This window comes from Burkholderia sp. 572 (assembly GCF_040545135.1).
GTDB lineage: Bacteria > Pseudomonadota > Gammaproteobacteria > Burkholderiales > Burkholderiaceae > Burkholderia > Burkholderia cepacia.
The window spans coordinates 1-19,124 of record NZ_JBEPLH010000048.1; the positions used below are offsets into that span (position 1 = coordinate 1).

A 19,124-nucleotide genomic window follows, 5' to 3' on the forward strand; every position below is an offset into this window, starting at 1 on the left:
CGGCAGCGGCGTGCGCTCGACAGCCGCAATACGCTTGCGTCGCCGCTTGCGCACGCTCAGCCCCGCCTTGCTGTACAGGCGCCAGATGCGCTTGTCGTCTAATTGCTGTCAATAGATCATCCTCCTGGAAAGGGTTCAGACCAGCCGTTTCCTTGTCGTCTTCGTGGTCGTGTTCACGCCACAACATGCCGTCAGAGAGTCGCTACAACGTTCCGATGTGATTGCCGCGGTTTTCCCGCAAAGCGCGTCAAGGAATCGTTGAGGCGACGTAATCAGCCTGGATGAACCGGTACCGCAGTTGTTGCAGGTAAAGCGACTTGCGACGGCGAGCGTGTGGCTATCCCGGGATGAACTCCTTGCCGCTTCTCCACATTGAGAGCAGCAGCGTCGAGAGTTTGCGAGCGGTTGCAACCAGTGCTTTGCGCAGGCCAATCCGGGGAATCAGTGCCTGCGCCCAACGTCGGAGTGCGCAGTCGCGCTTATGACGCAGGAGCAAAGCCGACGCCGCCTCGAACAGCATGTGTCGTGTCAGCCGGCAGCCGGTCTTGGATATTCCACCGTTATGGTCGACGTCCCCTGATTGGTACTTTCTTGGCGTTAGACCAAGATACGGACCAATATCGCCGACACGGCGAAATCGATCCGGATTGTCGACTGCAGCAGCGAATGCCACTGCTGTCTTCACGCCGACACCGGGGACCGTCATCAGACGACGACACACATCGCTGGCGCGCGCAATCCGTTCAAGCGCCTTGTCGGTCTCACGGACTTGCCTGTCTATATGCCTCCAACTGTCGAGCAGGATGTCAACTACGCCACGGATTAGCGATGTCGATGGCGTATGTTGCTCGACGAGTTTCTCGAATGCGCTGCGCGTACCAGGAGGCAGCACAACACCAAAGGTTTTGAGCACCCCGCGGATCTGGTTGTACAGGCCGGTACGCATACTGACCAATTGACTGCGCGCTCCAAGAAGCAGCCGGACTTCGTGGCTCGCGATACTTTTGACTTCGACGGCACGATACCAGCCACTGCGCGTGAGTTGAGCAATGCCGCGCGCATCATTGCTGTCAGTCTTGTTCAGTTGCGTCGCGAGCGCTGCGTGCACGTGGCGGGCATGAATGCAATCAACAGGAACACCTCGATTTCGCAGTGCGTGATAGAACCATACTGCGAGAGGGCCAGTTTCCATTCCGACGCGCCGGACCTCAGGGGCTTGCTGTCGGATGATGCTATCAATAGCCTGCGGATCCGATGCTACTGTTCCGCGCCAGACGGGATTACCGTCCCCATCGATTACGCAAACCGCCGTTGACTTCTGCGATACATCGAGACCCACATACGTTTCCATGGCAGCCTCCGTCGTTAGCCGGAGACGCAATTACAGCATGTGGTTGCGGGAGCAGGTTGCCGATCCGCTCGACGGCGTTCAGCATGCTGATGCGCCGGCTGTCGGCGGCGCGCGTGTCGGAAGTATGCATGGTGGCGTCGAGAGTCAGTCGGGTTGGGAGGCGTTTGCCAGAACGAGGCGATAACCGGTGCCGTACACGGTGAGCAATTTCATGCCATGCCGGCCGTCGAGTTCGAGCTGGTTGCGGACGGCGGCGATATGCGCCGTCAATCGCCGGTTCTCGCTGACGCGCCGCTTTCCCCATACGAGCTGGAACAGGTGGTCGTGATCGAGATCCCGGCCGATGTTCATCATCAGCGCGAAGGCGATCTGGAATTGCTTTTCGGTCAGCACGATCGCTTTCCCGTGAAACCGAAACGTGCGACTTCCGCTGTGCAATTCATAGGCGCCGACCCGCATCGCCTGGCGATGTGTGCGGCAGTGCATCGACCATCGGAGCCAGTACGCGATCGTCGACGCAAGTACAAGCTCCGATAGGGAACAGGCGATGTATTCGTTCGCACCCGCGCCGATGCTGCCAGTCGCGTACGCATCTCGGTCGCTCTTGCCGACTGCGATCAATGGCATCGCATCGCCGAACCGAAACCGCAATGCGCGAATTGCATCGGTCGCCTGCGAACATACGGACTCGCTGCGAATCATCACAAGATCGAAGCCGACACCGCGCGGCGTGTTCTGAAATGACGCCAACGAGTTGAAGCGATCGACGCTGTATCCGAGTCGAATCAGCGTGCTCTCGAACTGAAGGCGATTCATCCCGTAACCAGGCTGCCGCCAGCTTTCGAACGCGTCGAGCATTTTCATGGCGTTGATATCGATGAGCGCGATCTTGAGTGAAGCGCGGCCGTTCATCGTTGATCGCCCGTCGGCATGGATTGCGCAGGATTGTCAGCCGGGCGGGGTAGGAACAAGTTTGTTTGCAGCATGGGATGGAAGTTCTGCTGGATTCGATCAAGGCGTGGACCGTATGGCGATTTCACGTCATGGCAGCGAGTGGCCGTCCGCTCGGACGGCGGTGTCATGGCGGCCGGCGAGCCGGGACGGCGCAAATGGATAGCGTTGGTCCGAGCCTGTGACGGCAGCGTCGTGATGAAGTATGTCCGGCACGAATGGTGCCGTATATGGGACGTGTCTCCGACGGGAGCCGTACCGATTCGATAATTACCGGTCATCGTCGGACGTGATGTCGGCTGCGTCGCGCCCCCCGGCACATGCTGCGATCGCCCAGTGAATGCGGGCTCAGCGCGCGATGACCCGAAGCTTCCCTGAGCGGAATTCGTCGGCGAGAAAGAATGGGAGATTCAGCGCCCAGCTGTGCTGGCGAACCGGTGCGTCGTAGGCGAGTGGGGCTTTACCAGCGTGGACCAGAGCGATTGGCTGGCGCGCGCCGTCGGGCAGCGACGAGGGGCCGCCGATGCTGGCGTAGGCCGTGTTGCTGCCGACATGGAACCGATCCGTGCGCCAGCGTACCGGCGCATGCGCGGGAAACGGACGGGCATCGTGGAAGCCGAACAGCTCGTCATGGTTCATGATGCTTTCGCGTACCGTCGGCCACAGGACCGTGCGCAGGAACTGCTGATCGGTGAAGCGGGCGGGGCCGCGATAATTCGCTAGGAAGTCGGATATCAACTGCGCGACGGGCGGGATCACACGCGTGCATCCTCCCCACAGGCCCGCGAGCAGCAGCTCGGTATGGGTGAAATAGTCGCGCATGTGATGGAACAGGCGATCGCTCGCGAGCCATTCGTCGACTGCCGCCACTTCGCGCTCCGAAAGCAGCGAATCTGCGTCGCGGACGATGAAGCGGTCAACGCCGGGATCGTCCATGATCAGGAAACGCCACAACGTTCCCGGAATGGCGCGCCGTTCGTGGCGATCCATCGCGACGAGTTCCGCGCCGGCGTCGCGCAGCCTATGCTGCACGTGTTCCGGTACGCTGCCGTCGAGGTAGACGCGGCAGGTCCATGCGGGGTAAAGCTCATGCGCGACTCGCGCGTTCATCACGGCGGTCTCGCAATAGCGTGGGTTCGCGCCATACAGGCTATATGCGATGACGTTGCGCGTCCGGGCGTCAGGGTCGAATCGCGGCGGCACTGCGGGCAGCGGCCAGCGCGTCCCGTGGCGGAACTTCTCGTCGGCGTCGGCCAGCGATCGATGTCCATGGCGGCGAAGCTCGTCGCACTTACCGAGCCAGCCGCAGACTTCCGCGAGGCCGTCCAGCCAGGTGTCGGATGCGCGGGCGCGGTGGGCGGGCGGCGCGTCGTGGATCTGCATGTATACGCGATAGGCGTCCTCATGCCGGCCCGTTCGCATCAGGCACAGCGCGTAATCGCCGAGGATCGTCACGTTGCCCGGGGTGTGGGCAAGCGCGGTCTGCGCAAGCTGCAGCGCAACGGCGTATTCAGCCGTAGCCATCGCTGCGCGGAACTGAGTGGCGAGCGCCTCGAGTTGCAGCTGCACGCGTCGCGCACGCAGGCCGGTTGTCGCTGTCTTGCGTTTCGGAATCGGAGGCGGTCGGAATCTGGACATGATCTTTATCGGGCATAGTTTCGGCATGGCTAACGCGCGCGCGTGCGCGCACCGACGCCGTTCGACGTCGGAGGGCCTGGCCGGTAAAGGGGGGCTTGCAACGGCGAAGACCGTTTGCAGGCAGGTGCTACGAGCGTTACTGGGGCTTGTCGTCGCGCGCGGTCTTGCGGCCGGTTGCCCGGGCTGTCGGCACGTTCGGCGTGTCCGACGTCGAGCCGGATGCGTCATTGGATGCGGCCAACGAGACCCCCATCGAGTACTTGACGAGGTCGGTGTCGGTGTCGATGCCGAGCTTTTTCATCGCGTTCGATTTTTGCGAACTGATGGTCTGCTTGCTGCGCTTCAGTTGTTCGGCGATCTGGTTCACGCTCAATCCCGACACGAACAATCGGACGACTTCTTCCTCGCGCGTCGTCAGCGCGTTGCTCGTGGTGTTGGCCGCCTCGACATCGATTTGCCACGCGACTTCCGAAACCGACGGCGAAAAATATCGGCCGGACGCATAGGCACCTTGAATGGCGGTCAGGACGTGATCGGTGCTGTCCGACTTGCTCAGGATGCACTGGATGCCGAGTTTGAGCAGGGACCGGATCACACCCGGGTTGTCCATCATCGTCAGCACGACGATACGGGTGTCGGGGTAGCGACGGCGCAGGAACGAGAAGAGCGTGATGCCGTCGCCGTAGTCGCCACTCGGCATCGCGAAGTCGGAGACAAGCACGTCGCAAGGATGCTTGTCGAGCGCGGCGATGAGTTGCGTCGAGTTCGACGCGGTGGCGGCCACGTTCACCGAATTATGGGCGGCGAGCGAAGCCAGCAGTCCGTTGATGATGGCAGGATGATCGTCGGCGATGATGACCTGGATGATGAATGGATTCATGTTCGTTTATGTCCGATGTTCAGGCATTTCACTCGATATCCCGCGCAATGCCTCGTCCGATTTTGAGTTCTGCACCCGAAACCCGGTCAAGTACGACATCGGGTCGGTGCGCGGCGGTCGTACCGCTTCGACAACGACACTCTAGTTCGATCCCCTTTCGAAAACCATCGATCTCAAATGGAACGGGGTAGTACAAGTACGATTTATTTTCAGATCGTACCCCATAAACGGTAATCCGGTGGCGGCGGGCGCCACGTCAGGATCCTACGCCGAATGCAGGCCGAGATCGACTCTCGCTCGAACCGGTGCTGATGTCGTTGCGCTCAATTTAATACTGGTCTGACTTCTGTCTGTTTCCCGTCGCATATCCCGCGTTGTCCGATTTCCAGAGAATTGGAACCCGTTTCGTCGCCCGTCAGGCACACCTGGCTGGCCGCAAACGCGGACCCATCGCATCGCTGCTGCTGACTTGACGATCGATTGTTCCGCTACGCCATTTTTCATGACCTTTCGTGCATGAGGCGGGTGTTGCACCCGGCTTCGGCCGCGTCGCCGCCCATGCACGATAGGTACAACGGGTTCAGAACATGACTCTCGATACTGCTCAACCACAGGAACTACAGGATGCGGCCTGGCAAGAACCGCCGAAATCCGCAACCAATCAGGACGGCTTGCTCGATGCCGTCTTGTGGATCTGCGAGCGTTACGGCTGCGGCAAGACGCCGGAAGCGCTGATGGCCGGCCTGCCGAAGGCCGGCGTGCTTTCGCCTTCGCTCGCGCTAGACGCGCTCACCAACGCGGGGCTGACGGCCGGTCTCGTCGACCGCCGCCTGCAATTGCTTCCGGAACACGTGATGCCGATGATCCTGCTGCACAAGAGCGCGGGCGGTTGCATCCTGCTCGCGCGGCGGCGCAATCCGGACAAGGAGGCGAAGAGCAAGCTCCTCTACCAGGTCATCATGCCCGAGGTCGGCCCCGACCCGGTCGAGTTCACGCAGGAGGAGATGGACGAGTTCTACTCCGGTTACGCGATCCTGGTCAAGCCGGCCGCCCGAGTCGACACACGCGCCGGCGAGCAGGAGCCCGAGCCGGCTGGCCACTGGCTGCTGCGCACGCTGTGGCGCTATCGCCGGTATTACGCGAGCGCGGCGCTTGGCGCGCTCCTGATCAACGTGCTCGGTCTCGCGAGCATTTTCTTCACGATGAACGTGTATGACCGCGTCGTGCCGAACCAGGCCTACGTGACGCTGTGGTCGCTCGCGATCGGGGTCGGCGTCGCCATGACGTTCGAGGCGATCTCGCGGCACGTCCGCGCGCACCTGCTCGACGTCGCCGGCAAGAAGGCCGACCTCGTGATGGGCACGTTGCTGTTCAGGCAGGCGCTGTCGATCCGGATGGAGAACAAGCCGGCGTCGGCCGGTTCGTTCGCGAACCAGCTCCGGGAATACGAATCGGTACGCGATTTCGCGACTTCCGCGACACTGTCGGCGATTTCCGATCTGCCGTTCGTCATCCTGTTCATCGGGGTCGTGTTCACGATCGGCGGCACGCTCGGCTGGGTGCCCGCGATGATGGTGCCGCTGATCATCGGCATCAGCGTGCTGGTCCAATGGCCGCTCGCGAAGATCATGAAGGAGAACCTGCGCGAGGCATCACTCAAGCAGGGCGTGTTGATCGAATCGGTCGAAGGGCTCGAGACGCTTAAGGCGGTGGGCGGCGAAGGGTACATGCAGCGCCGCTGGGAACATTACAGTGGGCTTTCGGCTACCTCGTCGATGAAGTCCCGCAAGATCTCGAGCAAGGCGACCAGCCTAGTGACGTTCCTGCAGCAGCTGCAGACGGTGGTGCTGGTCGTGCTCGGCGTGTACCTGATCGACGCCGGCGAACTGACGCAAGGCGCGCTGATCGGGACGGTGATGCTCGCGGGCCGGATCACGGCGCCGCTCAGCCAGGTGATGGGTCTTGCGCTGCGCTTCCAGCAGGCGAAGGCCGCGCTGCATTCGCTGAACAACCTGATGGCGATGCCGGTCGACCGCGATCCGGCGCGCGAATACCTGCCGAAGCCGCCGCTGTCAGGCGAAATCTCGCTTAAGGACGTCGGGTTCGCGTATCCCGCGCCGCCGATGCAGACGAATCCGCCAATCCTCAAGGGTGTCAACCTGGCCGTCAAGCCGGGCGAGCGCGTCGCGATTCTTGGCCGAATCGGCAGCGGCAAGTCGACGCTGCTGCGCGTGATGGCGCGCCTCTACGCGCCGACCGACGGCCAGATGTTTACCGACGGCCTCGATGTCGAGCAGATCGACCCGGCCGACTGGCGCAAGGCGGTTGGCTATGTCGGGCAGGATGCGCGGCTGTTCCACGGCTCGCTGCGCGAAAACGTGATGATCGGCCGCCCGGAGGCGTCCGCCGACGAATTCCTGCGCGTGCTCAGGCTGACCGGCCTGGACCAGGTTGCGGCCAAGCATCCGAAGGGCATCAACCTGCCGATCGGCGAGGGCGGACAGGGCATCTCGGGCGGCCAGCGCCAGCTTGTTTCGCTCGCACGAACCTTGTTGGCCCGTCCGCTGCTGCTGTTGCTCGACGAGCCGACGAGCGCGATGGACAGCCAGACCGAAGGCGTGTTTCTCGATCATCTCGCGCGGGCGACCGAAGGGCAGACGCTGGTCGTCGTCACGCACCGCCCGTCGCTGCTCGCGCTCGTCGACCGGATCATCGTCGTCGAGGAAGGGAAGGTCGTCGCTGACGGCCCGAAGAGCAAGATCCTTGCGGCGCTGTCCGGCGAATCGCGCCCGGCGGCCGGGGACGGGGCTACGCCCCCCCGGGCTGCTGCGCCGCGTGCCGCAGCACCGGACAACGGCGCGTCAGGGCCGGTCACGATGACCGCGCAGCGCGCGTTGCGACCCGCGGCGCCCGCGAATGACGCGGCACCCAACACTAATACACCGGCGGTTGGCGCACCGGCTGCCCAGGAGTCGAAGCGATGAATCTCAATCCATTCAAGAAGTGGTGGCCCGGCAAGGCCAAGCTGACGCCGGGAGATGCGGCGTTCATGAACGACGTGAAGGAATCGCTGCTCACGCAGTCGACGCCCGGTTCGATGCTCGTGATGTACGTGATCGGCGCGATCCTCGTGACCGGCCTGGGCTGGGCGAAATTCGCGCGTGTCGAGGAAGTCACGCATGGCGACGGCACGATCATCTCCAAGAGTCGCGAGCAGGTGATTCAGAGCCTGGAAGGCGGGATTCTGGAGCAGCTCGATGTGCGCGAAGGCGACATCGTCAAGAAAGGCCAGGTGCTTGCCAAGATCGACCCGACCCGCGCGGAGACGAGTTATCGCGAGGCCTGGTCGAAACAGATCGGCCTGAAGGCGACGATCGTGCGCCTGCGCGCCGAAGCGTACAACCAGCCGCTCGTCTTTCCGGACGACGTGAAGGGTGTGCAGGCGGTTGTCAAGCAGGAAACGCTCGCGTACAACGCGCGCCGTCGCGCGCTCGATGACAGCGTGACCGCGCTCGAAAAGAGTCACTCGCTGTCGATGCGGGAGATTGGGCTGGCCGAGCCGCTCGCTGCGAAGGGCCTCGTTTCCGAGGTGGAACTACTGCGCATGCGCCGTCAGGCGAACGAGCTGCGTTCGCAAATCGTCGAGCGGCGCAACCGCTTCCAGGCTGATGCGAACTCCGAACTCATCAAGCTGGAACTCGAACTCGCGCAAACGAGCGAAACGGTCGTGGGTCGCGCGGACGTGCTCCAGCGGACCACCGTGGTGGCGCCGGTCTACGGTACCGTGAAGAACATTCGCGTGAATACCATCGGCGGCGTCATCCAGCCAGGTGAGCACATCATGGAAATCGTGCCGCTCGAGGATCAGTTGCTGGTTGAAGCGCGCATCAAGCCGTCCGACGTAGCGTTCCTGCGCCCGGACCAGCCGGCGACCGTCAAGATCACCGCGTATGACTTCGGCATCTATGGCGGCCTCAAGGGCAAGGTCGAGCACATCAGCCCGGATACGCTGAAGGACGACCAGAAAGCCGCGGCGGGCCGGCCCGACGCGACCTACTACCGCGTGCTGGTCCTGACCGACTCGAGCACGTTGAACGCAGGCGGCAAGACGCTGCCGATCATGCCTGGCATGGTCGCGACCGTCGATATCCGAACGGGCGAGAAAACCATTCTCGACTATGTGCTGAAGCCGATCTTCAAGGCGCGCGAAGCATTCCGGGAGCGTTGATCTATAGGGCCGCGGGTGCGACGGCACCGTCGTGCCCGCAGTGCGGGCCAATTGCATAGGTCATGTCGTTGCCGTTCGCGCTCGCGCCGCTCCTTTTAAGGTCGTACCCCATAAACGTCAATCCGACGGCGGGGCTGGCCGCGCGTGACGAAGGGCTCCACGTCAGGATCCTTCGTCGAATGCAGGTCGAGATCGACACGCGCTCGAACCGGCACTGATGCCGTTGCACTCAATTTAGTACTGGTCCGACTTTCGTCGGATTCCCGTCGCATATCCCGCGTTGGCCGATTTCCAGAGAATTGAGCCCGTTTCGTAGCCCGTCTGGCACACCTGACTGGCCGCAAATGCGGACCCATCGCATCGCTGTAGCTGACTTGACGATCGATTGTTCCGCTAACCACTTTTCATGACCTCTCGCGCATAGGCGGTTGTTGCACCCGGCTTCGGCCGTGATGCCGCTCATGCGCGATCGGTACAACGGGTTCAGGACATGACTCTCGAGACTGCTCAATCACTGGAAGACGCTGCCGATCATGCTGGGCATGGTCGCGACCGTCGATACTTGCACGGACGAGAAAACCATTCTCGACTGCGTGCTGAAGCCGATCTTCAAGGCACCCGAAGCGTTCGGGGAGCGTTAATCATGACGGCGTCGTCGTGCCCGCAGCGCAGGCCGATCGCATGGGTCGTGTCTTCGCTGTTCGCATTCGCGCCGTTCGTGATGATCGATGTCGCGCACGCGCAAAGCGTCGCCGGCATCCGATCGCACGTGTCGGTCAGCGAATGGGCGAACGCGTCGGCCCAGGCTGCCGCGCCCGCGAGCACGGCGGCAATCGTGGCTCGGGGCGAGGCAAAGCTCGCAGAGGCAACGCGCGTCGACGAAGAGAAGCGACTCGCTGAAATCAAGTCGCCTGCAGGCCAGGCGCGTCTCGCCGAGGAGGCGCGGCGTAACATGGACGAGCGCGTGCTCAGGCAGATGCAGTTCGACCATCCGGCCGACCGGCTGCGCGATGCGCGAACGCGTGAAATCCATCGTCTGTCGGACGAGGCGCGCGAGGCCGAGGTCCGGCGTCAGCAAGCCGTCCGTGACGAAGCAGACGCGAAGCGGCGTGCCGATGCCGAACGCCGTCATCGTGAGGAACTGGTGCGTGCGGCCGCTGCTGCGCGCGCGGCAGCCGAGCGGGACGCGGCCGAAGCGCGCCGAGTCGATGCCGAACGGCAGGCAGAGGAGCGCCGTCGGGCGGCAGCGCAACTGGAAGTCGCCGAGGCGGCGCGCCGGGCGGAAGCGGAACGCGCGACAGCGGCGGAAGCGCGCGCCCGCGAGGCCGAGGCACAAAGCCGCGATGCGGCGGCGCGTGCGGCCACCGCGGAGCGCGACGCACAGGTGCGTGCCGACGCCGAGCGCCAGCGTGAGGAGGCTGCGCGTGTGGCCGAGGCCGAGCGTGCGCGGGCCGAAACGCAGCGGCTGGAACAGCAGCGGGCGGACGACGCACGCCGGCAGGCAGATGCTGTGCGAGCGGCCGAAGCCGCAAGGACGGCAGCAGAGCGGGAAAACCGTCGACACGATGTACCGTCATCGGGACCGGATTACGCGCCACCGTTGGTGTCGAACCAAGGGCGCAAGGCCACTGCGACGAAAGGCGACGCATTGCCCGAGTTCAAGCCGGTCGCGTCGCCCGACGTGACAGTCGCACGCGATGCAACGGACGCGAATCTCTCGACGCGTGTGTCGCCTGCTCAACAGGTGTCGCTGGCATCGTCGAACTCGTCGACCTCGTCGACTTCGGACACACGCACCTGGCAAGCCGCGACGGCCGACGCCGCTCACGCGGCGGACCGGCCGACGCTCGGACAGTTGACACTGGGCAAGACCGGTGTGCCCGCCGGCGCGCAGCCGCTCGCCGTATCGGATGCCGCGATGGCGCTTCAGGCCGCCACGCCGACCAAGTCGTACGGCGGGTCGCGCGAAACCGACGCGGCTCGAACGGCAACGGAGCCGAAGGCGCGTGGCGGCAAGGCGAGCGCCGCGCCGACCAGCGGGTCGCCCGGACAATTCGCGCGTTGGCTGGAGACCCAGCCCGATGACTACGGAACTGGAATGACGCCGTCCGGCGACAAGCTGCGCGAGATCTTCTGGAACGCCGTGCAAGTTGCTGCCGAGCGCAGCCCGGAGGTGCGCCAGGCCTACGCGAACTTCCAGGCGTCGAACGCCGATGTCTCGGAAGCAAAGGGGCAGCGCTGGCCGCAGATCGACATCGGTTCGCAATCGCCGACGGCGAATTTCGGGCCGGGCGGTGGCAATGGTGGCAGCAATTCCGGTAACCCGCTGTCAGTCAACGTCACGACCAATGTGTTTGACTGGGGAAGGACGAAGCACACGATCGGCAGCCGCCAGTTCCTGTCGGACGCCGCGAATCGCGCGTACGAAACCGCGCTGGGAAATTCCGCGTTCGAGGTATCGACGACGCTAGTCGAACTCGGCAAGCAACGAAACATCGTTGACCTGAGCCAACAGTACGTCGACCGGATGGCGACGCTCGTCAGGATGCTGGGCGAGATCGTGGAGGTCGACCGCGGGCGCGGCAGCGAACTCACGCAGGCGAAGACGAAGCTGCTGCAGGCGCAAGCGTCGCGGGACACCGCGCAGGCCAAGGTGCGGGACGCGGAGCTCACGCTGCGGAAGCTGGTCGGGGACCAGGCCGTCCTGATTCCCCGCACGCGCGAATGGTCGATCGAGCCGGGCAACCTGCCGAAGCTGCTGTCCCAGGTGGGCGTCCACCCGAGCCTGCAGCAGGCGAAATCCGAGGCGGATGCCGCGGATCTCAACACCAAGGCTGTGAAGGCATCCGGCCTGCCGCAGGTGAACTGGGTCGTGAGCGCGGGCCTGGGCAAGGACGGTCTCGGCCGCCAGCAGCCCTGGCAGACGATGCTGACGCTGAACTGGGGAGCGTTTCGCGGGGGATCGGCGAGCGCCGCGACCGATGCGGCGAGCGCACGCGCGACAGCGAGCTGGCAACGGATGGAACTGCAACGTCGCGATCTCGAGTACGCGGTGCGTACCGCGGATCAGGACGCGCACACGATGCTGCAACGAGCCGACCTGTATCGCGGCCTTTCGTCGGAAACCGATCGCGTGCGCAAGGCCTTCTTCGAGCAGTGGTATCACCTCGGCAAGCGAACGTTGCTCGACGTGCTGACCGCCGAGAGCGAACACTACGGCAATCGCGTGGCCGAAGTCACGAACCGCTTCGACGGTTACCAGGCGGTATTCCGGGAACACCATTCGGCGGGCGAACTGGCTCAGTGGTTGAGGAACGAACCGGGAAGCTGATGTGGGGGCCTTGCCTTGCCCGGAACGGAAAGCGCGGCACATCCGATGCACCGCGATTTTTTGCACGCGTGCGATGGAACGACCGCATCGGTCGTTTCCTTGTCGACAGGACAAATCGTTCCTGTCCGATGCACATCGAAATCGGTCCTGTTTCCCGGGTGGTGCAGATCGGGAGAATGGCATGCGGACAGCGGTCCCGGAACGGACCCGCGATCTTCATTCGCTCGTCGCGCTTTGCATGGTCGTGTGTCGACACGTCAACACGTCGATTGCGATGCGACCGAGCTTTCAAGACAACCCTGACCCGGTGCGTCGCTCGACCAGGGCGCCCTATCGGGACGCGTCGACGGAGGACGTCAATCCGTCCGTCGACTTTCGATTAACCACTAGGCCATTAGAGATGCACGATCCTCACAGGAAACTGTCGCCCAAGGTCATGCGCGTGCTCTGCGCGTTCGCCGATCTCAAGGAAGACGCCCAACAAGCGTTCAACGGTGCGATGAACGAGTATCTGCTCGCATCGCCGACGAAACGGCGGCAGCTGCTGAAGCAGTGGCGCGAGTGCATCGACGATCCGGCGAGGCCGGAGTCGGTGCATTTCCGGCCAAGCATGCCCGTCGAGTAATCCACGGGCTTTGCGGCGCGAACGCCGCGTTTCAGGTTCAATTCATGCAGGACTGTCATACCCGGGATCCATCGACGGCGGCGAGCGATTCCGGATCGAACAACGCCGAGCTCGGCTTGCTGAGCCGCTACCAGCGCACGCTGCTGTACGGCGGCGGTGTCGCGCTGTCGATCGTGATCGCTTGCGCGACCGCATACGGTCTGTGGACGACCGGTCGCGAGTATATCGCCCAGCAGCGTGCGTCGTTCCTGACGGTCCGTTCCCTGCTGAGCGTCGAACTCGAGATGCATCAAACGATGTTCTCGCGGACCGTCGCGAGCGCCGAAGTGCTTTGGACGGAGTGCGATGAGACTTCGCGGCACCTGATCGATACGTTTTCCGCGAACGGCGGCCGGAGCGTGCTGCATGCGCATTCCCGAGCTGCGCCACTGCTGGTGCTGGGCGAACTGGGTCCCGGGCACCACCCCGCGGACTATGCACGGTACCTCGCACTCGCGGAGCGAATGGGCGGCGTGATGAGCGCTGCGGCGCGTCAGCTCGGACGACCGGTCGCGGGAATGTTCTACAGCCCGGACAAATCGTTCGCAACGATCTATCCGCCGGAACGCGTGGAGTCGCTATCCACCCCGTTCGGTGCGACCGACGTACGCGTGTGGATCGATCGCCTGTCACCGGCGTCGACCGTCTCTCCCACGCGGGCGGACGACGATACGAAATCGACGCTGCGCGGTGCCGTCTGGTCGTATCCCGAGCCCGACCCGGTGACCGGGGCTCCCGTGCTGCGGGTCGTGCAACCGGCATTCGACGGCCGCGATGTGTTCGCGATGTTCGTCCACGAAGTGCCGGCAGCGACGCTGCGCGACACGCTCACGCGGCACCGCCTTGCCGGCGAATTGATGGTGCTCGACCGAGCCGGCCGCGCCGTGCTGCATTCGGAGGGCCTTGTCACGCATGCCGACACGACGCTCAGCGTGCGTGCGATGAAGGCCGGCCAATGGCGCCGCGGTTTCGACGGGTTGAACGACGCCCATCGGGATGGTGTGTTCACGGTGAGCGATCGCGTGCCCGGGACGGACTGGGTGCTGACGTACTTTTGGTCGTGGCGGACGATGGCCGCGGCGCTGGCGCCCGACTGGCTGGTGCGGACCGGTTCGGCGGCGGGTGTCCTCGCGTTGTTATGGGCGCTTCTCGTCCTGTTCGATCGCCGGGTGTTCCGCCCGGTGCTCGCGCGCTCGTCGCGCGTGTTCGAGAGCGAGAACCTCAACCGGACGATCGTGTCGCTGGCACCGGTCGGAATCGGCCTTTTCGCGTTGCGCGATGGCGCTGCACTGCTGGAAAACGACGCAATGCGGCGATTGCGCGCGCTCGGCGGTACCGCCGGTACCCGTGCCGTCGTCACGCACTATCTCGCGATGCGGGCGGCGGGCACGAATGCAGGTCATGCGGGCGCTTGTGAATGGGAATACTCGGTGCCCATGCCGGACGGCGAATCGCTCGATTTCTCGATCGGCATGGTCCGCACGCGCTATCGATCAGCGGGCGCGCTGCTGTGCGTCGCGTCGGACATCACCGCTCGCAAGCGCGCGGAGCGCGCGGCGCTGGATGCGCGTGAGGCGGCCGATGCGGCCAACCGGACCAAGACGGTGTTCCTTGCGTCGATGAGCCACGAGATGCGCACACCGCTCAACGCAATCCTCGGTCATCTCGAGTTGTTGAAGGGGGGCGGCCACGACGATCGCACGTTGCGGCGGCTGGATACGGTCACGCGCTCCGCGCGGGGGCTTCTGTCGCTGATCAACGACATTCTCGACATTTCGAAGGCGGAAGCGGGGCAAACGATGCTCGAGCTGATCGCGTTCGATCTGCGCGAACTGGTGGCGCAGACCGTCGACGTACTCGCTCCGCTGGCGGCGGAGAAAACAATCCGCTTCGACGTCACGATTCGGGACGACGTGGGCCAACGCTATCTCGGCGATCCGACGCGAATCCGCCAGATACTCGTCAACCTCGTTGGCAATGCGATCAAGTTCACGTCGACGGGGGGCGTGACGATCGAGGTCGGCCAGCGGCAGCGCGAGGACGATTCTGTCGACGTCGAGCTGATCGTCGGCGACACCGGCATGGGGATTGCGGCGGATCGCATCGACGCGATATTCGATCTGTTCGGTCAGGCCGATTCGACCATCGCCCGCCGCTTCGGCGGAACGGGGCTTGGCCTCGCACTGTGCAAGCGCCATGTGGAGATGATGAACGGGACGATCGCGGTGGATAGCCAGCCGGGCATCGGCAGTACGTTCCGGGTTACGGTGCCATTGACGTGCCTGCAGGAGCGCAGCGAGTGGCCCGCCACCGACCTTCCTGACAGCCACGCGGACGACGGCGCGCATACCCCGGTTCGTGTGCTGGCGGTCGACGACCATCCGTTCAACCGCGAATTGATCGCCGACCAGCTTGCGGCGCTCGGTTACACGTACGACGTGGTCGACGGCGCACACGCGGCCATTCGCCACCTGCTGGACCAGCGTTGCGATGTCGTGCTGACCGATCTCAACATGCCGGATATGGACGGCTATGCGCTTGCCATGTGCCTGCGCGATAGCCAGCCCGGATTGCCGGTGATCGCGATGACCGCGACGCGCGATCAAGCAGAACTTGCGCGCTGCTACGATGCCGGCATGGTGGAAATCCTCGCGAAACCGCTGTCGATGGCCGCGCTGGACAAGGCGCTTCGATGTTACGTCGGTGGGGCGGGCGCCGTGCCGTATCGACGACGTCCCGTCGAAGCCGATGCACATGCGCCGCTGTCGGTTGAGCGTCATGGCGTTCTTGCACGCGAGTCGCGGCGTCTGCTGGACGATATGGCAATGGCACTGGACGATCGCGCATTCGACCGCCTGCGTAGCAATGCGCACGCGATCAAGGGCGCGTTCGCGATGATTGGGGAAACGGATGTCGTGGCCGCCTGCTCGGAGATCGAGCGGGCGTCGAGCGATGCGGAGGGCGCCGGATTGTGGGGCCGGCTCGATCGATTGCAGGAGAGGTTGGAGGAAGCGCTGGCGCGAAGAGAAGCGCCTGTCGCCGGTGAGTGATTGCGTCGTGTGGCTTGCCCCCGACGGGAATTTCTGGCGCATCGCGCGCAACGACAATTCGAACCAGTTCGAGCAAATTCTGTACGGGTCCCGACGACGAGTTGTGCGATTGTCGGGAAAATGAAAGATAGTTTTAACAGTAGGTGAAAGCGGCGTATTGGCAGGTTGATGTGGATTGAGGCCACGGATCCGGCGTTCCGATCGCCATTGGCATATTGGCTTCCTGACAGAAGAGGACTCCATGAACAGAAACGTGCCGGATTCGATTCAGAACAGGCAAAACAACAACGGGATGAACGAGGTGTTCAGCTCATCGGTCGTGATTCGTTCGGTCTCCGATGAGACCGCCGAACACGTCACACATATCGGTGACAAGGCGGCGGAGTTATCCGTGCCGCAGCATCAGGGCGAGGTGCCGTTGGGCGCTAGCGCCGGCGCTCATGACAATCGCACGACGATCGGCGACGCATCGATGGACGTCCAGGGCATGCGAATGTCCGGCGCCGACTCGTCGAGCGCGGCAGGCGAGCCGGTGACGGCCGTACGTGCGCCCGACCCGACGTCGAGCGATTCGTTCGCCGGCCGCATTGACGGCTCGGTGCGGGGCATCGGTGGGACATTCGAGCTTGCCGCGCTCGTCGGCGAAGGCACACCGCATGCGGATGCGGCCGGTTCGCAGGCTCGCGATCTGCCGGTATCGATCGATTTCGCTTACGACGAAATCAGCGCGTCGCAGGATGGCGCCGCCGACGGCGCGCTGCGAACGGGCGGCACACCGCGCCTGTCGGGCACAGCACCTGCCGACACAATCGTCGAATTCTACGACAACGGTGAATCGATCGGCAGCACGCGCACCAATGCGCTCGGTCAATGGACGTTCGAGCCGAGCCAGGCGCTTGCATCCGGCCTGCACGCGCTGACCGCATACATCGGCGGCGTACCGGCGAGCGAGCCTTTTACGCTCGAGGTGGTCGTACCGGCGGTCAATCCGCTGCTCGTGTCGATTGCGTATGAGTCTGTCGAGCAACCGTTCGTCGACCTGACGACCGACCAGCACGGTGGGGGGCATCACGTGGCCCGGATTTACGGCACGGCGCCCCAGCATGCAGAAATCGATGTGCTCGACAATGGCATCCTGCTCGGTAGCACGCGCGCGAGCGCTGGCGGCCAGTGGACGCTCGAGACGAACCAGCCGCTCACGGTCGGCACCCATGCGCTTACCGCGTATATCAACGGCGTGCCGGCAAGCCAGACGCTGGTCGTGGACACGGACGCGCCGACGACCATCGCGCAACTCGCGTCGAAGGCGGCGATGCCGGTCGTGATCGAGTTCGCAAACGATGAAGCGGTCACGCGGCTCGACGGACAATCGCGCAGCATCCTGGCCGAACACACGGCACCGAGGCTGGCGGGCAAGGCATCGGCGGGCGCCGTGGTCGTCCTTTTCGACGACGATCGCGAGATCGGCCGCGTGCTGGCCGACCGGGACGGTAATTGGGCGTTCGAGCCCGAGGTGCCGCTCGAATACGGGATGCATACGTTGACCGCTGTCGTCGATGGCATCCCGAGCGAGCCGGTCGCGATCGAAATCGCGATGCCGGCGGCGCTCGTGCCGGTCACGTTCGACGTGTCGGCACTCGGGCTGTCCGGTCTGAACGGGCAAGCGTCCGCCGGCGGGCAAATCGATGAGAACACGGCGCCGCGTCTGAACGGGCGCGCGCCGAGTCATTCGATCGTCGAGATCTACGATAACGACACGTTGATTGGCTCCGCGGTCGCCGACGAAGACGGTCACTGGACGTTCGAGTTCGACGGGCCACTGTCGGCCGGTCGACACGAACTGGTCGCGCAGGTCGCCGACGCGACTCCGAGCGCGTCGTTCGTGCTGGTTGTCGAGCCTGTCAAGCCTGTGCCGGAACTTGCCGTGTTGCCGGCGGACGACGAGCTCGTGCATGTCATCGATCTGGATGATTCCACCAACCCGTCGGTCGGGACGATGCCCACGCCGATGCCCGGACAGCAGGTTGGCGCGCTTCCCGACTCGGTGGTCGGTGTGTTGCCGGACGATGCGCAGATCATCGTGCCGGGCATGCTGGATCCCGTCACCGGTCAGCTGATGCGCGAGGAACCAGTGCTGGATTTCGACCGCCTCGCGAAGCCGTCTGTCAGTATCGACCATGGTTACGACGGGGACGGTCACACGCAGGCGGCAATGAACTCCGGTGATGTGACCGACGCGATGCCGCATCTGATGGGTTACGCGCCAGGTTATGCGACGGTCGAAGTGTTCGACAACGATATGCTGATCGGCACGTCGATCGCGGACGCCACGGGTCTCTGGCAGTTTTCGCCGGACGCGCTATTTGTTGGCGAGCACGTGCTCGTGGCCCGCGCAGAGGGCGCGCCTGACAGTGAGCCATTCCATCTGACGGTAGTCGACCATGTCGGCGATCTGGCGTCGCTCAGCATGCGCGATCTGTTTGCGGACGAGTGGGTGCCGATGTTCGCGGACGTGTCGCTCGACGACGTCGCGGTCGTAACGCTGGACGAAGCGGCGGCACGCGAGGCATTCGAAACGGCCGATGCAATGGTCGAGTTCGAGTCGTACGGCAACCTGTATGACGTGCGCGGCGATTTCCTGCCGGAACTGGAGCAACACCAAATGTAACAACGCTTCGAGGGGAAGTGATTTGGCCCGCATGGCGAAAGCCCTGCGGGTTTTTTTTGTGATGGCACGGTTGACGGTCGACGAGCAGTAGACATCTTGAGCCTATCCGATCTTTTGTGTGTGAGGCATAAACTGGCGACCAAGGAGCCACTTTATGCCACGCAAACGCAAGGAAGAAGTGACGATTGAACCGGGCAAGGGCTTGAACCTGGACCCGGAATTGATCAAGCAACTGGTGCCCGGGACGCTGGACCGGGCGACGATCAACGAGCAACTGGCCGCGCTCAAGAAGGCGATCTTCGAGCGTGCGCTGGGCGGCGAACTGACCCATCATCTCGGTTACGAGAAGGGTGAAGCCAAGCC

Annotated in this window: 10 protein-coding genes and 1 pseudogene; 7 read left to right on the forward strand and 4 right to left on the reverse strand. The window is 63.8% G+C overall.

The annotated features are described in order from the left end of the window. Positions 1–337: 337 nt before the first annotated feature. From ABIC51_RS40365 to ABIC51_RS40380, 4 genes are all read right to left on the reverse strand, one after another. Positions 338–1,351: an IS110 family RNA-guided transposase gene (locus ABIC51_RS40365; RefSeq protein ID WP_124615981.1), complete on the reverse strand. Its 1,014-nt coding sequence runs from the start codon at positions 1,349–1,351 to the stop codon at positions 338–340. A gap of 144 nt (positions 1,352–1,495) precedes the next feature. After that, on the reverse strand, positions 1,496–2,263 hold the full coding sequence (locus tag ABIC51_RS40370) for a winged helix-turn-helix domain-containing protein (RefSeq protein WP_354007091.1): 768 nt from the start codon (positions 2,261–2,263) through the stop codon (positions 1,496–1,498). Positions 2,264–2,650: 387 nt separating this feature from the next. Further along, positions 2,651–3,940 (reverse strand): tetratricopeptide repeat protein, encoded by a 1,290-nt coding sequence (locus ABIC51_RS40375; protein ID WP_354007092.1) that lies wholly within the window; start codon positions 3,938–3,940, stop codon positions 2,651–2,653. 136 nt (positions 3,941–4,076) lie between these two features. Beyond that, positions 4,077–4,820, reverse strand: a complete 744-nt coding sequence (locus ABIC51_RS40380; protein WP_354007093.1) for a response regulator — start codon at positions 4,818–4,820, stop codon at positions 4,077–4,079. 587 nt (positions 4,821–5,407) lie between these two features. Here ABIC51_RS40380 and ABIC51_RS40385 point away from each other — a divergent pair. The 7 genes and pseudogenes from ABIC51_RS40385 to ABIC51_RS40415 all read left to right on the forward strand — a co-directional run. Further along, complete coding sequence (locus ABIC51_RS40385; RefSeq protein WP_354007094.1) at positions 5,408–7,804, forward strand: type I secretion system permease/ATPase; 2,397 nt, start codon at positions 5,408–5,410, stop codon at positions 7,802–7,804. Continuing rightward, the gene (locus ABIC51_RS40390) at positions 7,801–9,048 is read left to right on the forward strand and encodes an HlyD family type I secretion periplasmic adaptor subunit (RefSeq protein WP_354007095.1); all 1,248 of its coding nucleotides are present in this window, start codon (positions 7,801–7,803) and stop codon (positions 9,046–9,048) included. Before ABIC51_RS40385 ends, ABIC51_RS40390 begins: the two co-directional genes overlap by 4 nt. Before the next feature lie 490 nt (positions 9,049–9,538). Next, positions 9,539–12,379 carry a TolC family protein gene (locus ABIC51_RS40395; protein ID WP_354007096.1) on the forward strand — a complete coding sequence of 947 codons (2,841 nt, stop codon included), beginning with the start codon at positions 9,539–9,541 and terminating at the stop codon, positions 12,377–12,379. Between the two features lie 181 nt (positions 12,380–12,560). Further along, complete coding sequence (locus tag ABIC51_RS40400; RefSeq protein ID WP_354007097.1) at positions 12,561–13,004, forward strand: hypothetical protein; 444 nt, start codon at positions 12,561–12,563, stop codon at positions 13,002–13,004. Further along, positions 12,932–16,093, forward strand: a complete 3,162-nt coding sequence (locus ABIC51_RS40405; protein WP_354007098.1) for an ATP-binding protein — start codon at positions 12,932–12,934, stop codon at positions 16,091–16,093. Before ABIC51_RS40400 ends, ABIC51_RS40405 begins: the two co-directional genes overlap by 73 nt. Before the next feature lie 175 nt (positions 16,094–16,268). Then, positions 16,269–18,761 carry an Ig-like domain-containing protein gene (locus tag ABIC51_RS40410; RefSeq protein ID WP_354007099.1) on the forward strand — a complete coding sequence of 831 codons (2,493 nt, stop codon included), beginning with the start codon at positions 16,269–16,271 and terminating at the stop codon, positions 18,759–18,761. Between the two features lie 178 nt (positions 18,762–18,939). Next, positions 18,940–19,124: pseudogene (locus tag ABIC51_RS40415) on the forward strand (IS256 family transposase); the annotation flags it as partial.